Here is a 4,296-nt window from a genome sequence, read left to right as displayed (position 1 = left end):
GCTGGCTCAGCGTCGGGTTGCTGCGTATCAGGTAGCGGCTGTCGCTGCTGGTGTCGGCCACGAACAGCCCGTTCTGGCCGGTGGGCAGCGGGTAGTCGCTCAGTGACGGGCTGCCCAGTGCCGCCAGCGCCGCCTGCAGGTCGTCCCGCGCCTGGCCCGCCGTCCCGCCGGACGCCGCCGCGTTATCACGGGTGACGGCACGGTAATCGGCCGTCAGGCCGCCCGCCTGACCGGCCAGCGCCACGTCATTCCCCGAGCCCGGCAACGCACTGCCGCTGACGGCGGTGCCCCCGGTCAGCCCCCGCTCGGCCTGCGCGCTCACCGCACCGGGCGCACTCACGCCCTGAAGTGTGGGGGTGGCAATAGCCGGGATAAAGCCACCGCTGCCCGGCTGCAGACTGGTGTTGCTGATATTCTGGGTGAAATTAGCGGTGATCGCACCGCCCGCCTGAATGGTCGCGGCGTAGGTTTGGCCGTTAATCAGCTCACTGGTTGGTTCACCGACGGGTTTATAATTGATAGAGTAATGCTTGTTTTGTATTTCGAACTTGTCTGCCAAATCAAGTTGCTTTGTTATTGGTGAACTGCCACCCCACACATAAGCACTTTGATCATCATTAGCGAAATCATTAATCCAACTCCAGGTGCCATAAACAAACTCGACACTATCATATCGATATGTAAGGTATCGTTTTAAATCACCCGCCTGGTAGGTGGTGTTGTTAAGACTGTTTCCAGACAAGACGATGTTGTTACGTGCATAAATGGCCGATGCTTCATTGGTTAATACACTAGAAGTAATTAATGCATCATTAGCCGAATTAATCCTCGCTTCACCGCCTTGCGCTGATACCGATATCGACTTGCTTTCAAGCGGTACTTTCTGAATAGCTGCACTAGAAAAAGGTGCCAATAAATAACCCGCGGAATACTCACAATTCGCACCACTGGCTTTCCCGCCCCTGAGACAACCCGTATAAAATTCGGCTATACCCAACTCGCCTTCTTTAAACCATGTAAGAGGGACCTCAACACGTTCTCCGCCCACCCAGTCGGGCACAGCTTCAGTCTTACTTTCCCCTTCCGTCACCGTCAGCCCTTCGCGCTGGTTGGTCAGCGTGCCGGTGCGTACCGTGATATCCCCACGCTGCGTTTCGATGGTCCCCGAACTGTTCAGCACGCTGCTGCTGGCGTTGCCTGCCGCGTCACGCTGTATCCACAGGCTGTTCCCCGCCAGTATGTTGCCGAACCGGTTGATGAGGGCATCCGACAGCAGCCACAGATTGCCCCCGCCGTACAGCAGGCTGCTGTTGTCTATCAGACCGCCCGCCTGCACCAGCAGGTCACCCGCCGTCCCCACAAAGCCCCGGTTGGTGATGCCGCCCGTGGCCAGCAGGCTCAGCGGCCCGCCGCCCTGAACACTGCCGCTCGCCGTCTGGTTGATGGCCGCCGCCGACAATGTGCTGGTGCCAGTGCCCGCGACGATGCGCCCCTGCTGTGTCAGCGTACCGGTGCTGCTCACCGTCACCCCGTTGCCCTGCAGCGTCCCCGCCTGCACCAGGTCGCCGGTCACGTTCAGCGTCAGCTGTCCGCCCGCCGCCAGCGTCTGCGTCAGGGTGAACGGGTTGCCGATATCCGCCCGCAGGTTGCCCAGCGCCGCCAGCTGACCATGCTGCGCCAGCGTGCCGGTACGCAGTTGCAGGTCCCCCGCACTGTACAGCCGCGCCCCGGCCCCGTTGGTGATACCCGCCGCCTGCAGTGCCAGCCGCGTCAGCCCCAGCAGCGTCCCCCGGTTGTCCAGCTGCCCGTCGGTGGTGATGTCCAGTTGACCGGCCTGTACCGTCCCGCTGTTGCTCCACTGCGGCAGGTGCAGCGTCAGCCCGTTCGGCGTCTGCAGCGTGCCGGTGTTGTCCAGTTGCGCCGTCCCCAGCGTCAGGTCCGTGCCCTGTACCCAGCCCGCATTGGTCAGGTGTGCCGCGTTCAGCGTCAGTGCACCGCCCGACAGCAGCTGGCCGCCGCTCAGGTTGCTCAGCAGGCTGCCGCCCTGTACCGTCAGTCCGTTACGCCCCTGTATCTGCCCGCCATTGCTGACGGCAGCTGCGCGCAGGCTGACGCCCCCGTCACCCAGCAACCGGCTGCCGACCTCGCCCCGGTAGTCACCGCTAAGCTGTACCGCACTGTCGGTCACCCCCAGCAGCGTGCCCGCGTTGTGCAGGGTATCCGCCGTCAGGTCCAGCCGGTCCGACTGCCACAGCCCCTGGTTGTCCAGCGTGCCGGTGGTGAGGTAGCCGGTGCCGCCACTCAGCAACTGGCCGTCGCGCTGATTGGTGACACTGTCACCGTATTGTGCGGTAAACCCACCTAATGCGGTCAGCGTCCCGCCGTTGTCAAACTGCCGGCCGCGCAGCGTCGCCTCGCCCTGCGTGCCCATCTGCCCCCGGTTGGTCAGGCGGGCCGCGTCCAGTGTCAGGCCGCCCCGTCCGTACAGTGTGCCGCTGTTGGTCAGCGTGGTGCCGGTAAAACGCAGGGCACCCGCCTGCCACAGCCCGGCATTGTCGGCGTTATCAATGCCCAGTGTCGCCGTGCCGCCGCTCAGCAGCTGGCTGCCGTCGGTGCCGGTATAGCGCGACACCCCGTCCAGCGTCAGGGCTGCCGTGCCCTGAATGCGCCCGCGGTTGTCCACCGTCCCGGCCTGCAGCGTCAGCGCATCGCCCTGCAGCACGCCCGCGTTATCCAGCGCCGCAGCCGTGATACCGGTCACGCCGTTGCCCAGCAGCGCCCCGTCGGCGGTATTGGTCAGCGCCCCCCGGCTGGTCACGTCCAGGTGTGACAGCCCCACCAGTCGCCCGCCGTTGGTCAGCGTGCCGGTGGTCAGGTGCAGCCGCTCGCCACCCAGCTCGCCCTGTTGCGTGAGCGTGTCGGCGGTGACCGTCACCCCCCCGTTACCCACGACCCGGCTGCCTGCGCCGCCATCGTAACCCTGCGTCAGGGTCAGCGTGACGTCGTTCGCCGCCAGCAGCGTGCCGCCGAGGGTGAGGCCGTCTGCCGTGAGCCACAGGTTGTTCCCCTGCCAGCTCCCCTGACTGTTCACCGCCCCCGCCTGTACCCGCCAGTCGCCGTTGCTCAGCAGGCGGCCCGGCTGCTCGACCGTCAGCGCACCGGTCAGGCTCAGCACGCCGCCCTGCTCGGCCAGCAGCGTGCCCCCATTGCTCAGTTGGTTACCGACCAGTTGCAGGGTACGGCTTTCCAGTCGGCCGCCGTTGGTGGTGTCGTCGGCCGTCAGCCACAGCGTACCGTCGGCCGCCAGTGTGCCCTGATTCTCCAGTTGACGGCCGGTTATCCGGCTGTCACCGCCGCTGACCAGCGTGCCGGTGTTGCTCAGGCGGCCCGACCGGGCGGCCTGCTCATCCGGCACCAGTGGCTGCACCGCCCTGAGCGCGGTGCCCGGCGGGTCGCGGTCCGCTAGTGTGACCACCAGGTCACCGTCACTCTGTATCCGCCCACCGTTACGCAGGCTGTCCCCCGTCAGCTGCAGGCTGCCCGCCTGCCACTCGCCGTCGTTGGTAACTGTTGCCGCCCGCAGCACCGCCGCCCCCTGCGTCAGCAGTCTGCCGGTCCCGCCATTGGTCAGCGCCCCGTCCGCCGTCAGCGTCAGCGTCAGCGCGTCCACCCCCAGCAGCGTGCCGCTGTTGTCCAGCGTGTCACCCCGCAGCGCCAGTCCGCTGCCCTGCAGCGTGCCGCTGTTACCCAGCCGCCCGCCCGTGATGTCCCAGGTGCCGGACGACAGCAGGATACCGCGGTTATCCAGTGCATCCAGCGTCAGTTGCCCGTCGCCGCCCAGGCTCACCGTCCCCGTGTTGCGCCACTGCCCGGCCTGCAGGTGCAGACCCTGCGCCGATAACGCACCGGCCGTCTCTAACGCACCCGATGACAGCGTGACCGTCCCGCCGCTGGTCAGCGCGCCGTCTGCCGTCTGGCTGAACCCGGTCAGTACATTCACTCCCACCGACTGCCGCCCCTGCAGGACCCCGCCGTTCCACAGCAAATCACCGCTCAGCGTCACCGCGCCACCCGACAGCACGCCACCGTTCACCGTCTGCCCGGCCGCCAGCGTCAGCCCGCCGCCAGACAGCAGCGACCCGCCGTTGTCCACCCGTGTCGCCTGCACCGCCAGCCCCGCGTCCGCCGACAGTGTGCCCCGGTTGCTCAGTTGCCCCGCCTGTAACCTGACCTGCCGCCCGCTCACCGTGCCCCGGTTGTCCAGCACCGGCGTCGTCAGCCCCACCGTCCCGCCCG

Annotated in this window: 1 protein-coding gene; it reads right to left on the bottom strand. The window is 66.5% G+C overall.

Going from position 1 to position 4,296, the window contains the following annotated elements:
• The coding region (locus OB87_RS19295) for a beta strand repeat-containing protein (protein WP_033570988.1) at nt 1–4,296 on the bottom strand (4,296 nt) is incomplete at both ends.

The organism is Dickeya undicola (assembly GCF_000784735.1).
In the GTDB taxonomy this organism is placed as follows: domain Bacteria; phylum Pseudomonadota; class Gammaproteobacteria; order Enterobacterales; family Enterobacteriaceae; genus Dickeya; species Dickeya undicola.
Note: the sequence above shows the minus strand (reverse complement) of the source record. Positions and strands in the feature narration are given on the sequence as shown.